1 pseudogene is annotated in these 374 nt (G+C 65.2%); it reads right to left on the bottom strand.

Annotation, left to right across the window (positions count from 1 at the left end):
* Window positions 1-374, bottom strand: a pseudogene (locus tag A3764_RS21435) (hypothetical protein); the annotation flags it as partial.

Below are 374 nucleotides of genomic sequence, written 5' to 3'. Positions count from 1 at the left end.
CACCCCCGCGACATGCCGGATATTGGCCGAGGCGCTGGCCCCTTCCGCCCCGCGCACTTCAATCGCGATGTTCTCCACGCGGTTTCCGAGACCCTGCTCGCCAAGGTTAGCCCCTTCGGCCCCCGGCGCGGCATTGGCCACGTAGATCAGGGCCTGCGGGTCCTGCCCCACGCTCAAGGTCTTGATGACCTCGTTCGTCGCGGTGTCGATGATGTCGACCGCATCGGATTTCTGCAGCACCACGTAAAGGCGACTGTTGTCAGGGCTGGGCCAGATACCGTGCGGCGCGACGCCGGAATGTTCGATCTTGCCGATCTCTTCCGGTTCGCCGTCGGTGCGGCGGAAGATCTTCGTCTGGTTCAGGCCGCCCACGG

Source organism: Sulfitobacter sp. HI0129 (assembly GCF_001635395.1).
Classification (GTDB): domain Bacteria; phylum Pseudomonadota; class Alphaproteobacteria; order Rhodobacterales; family Rhodobacteraceae; genus Sulfitobacter.
The sequence above is the reverse complement of the archived record's forward strand: the minus strand, read 5'-3'. Positions and strand labels throughout refer to the sequence as shown.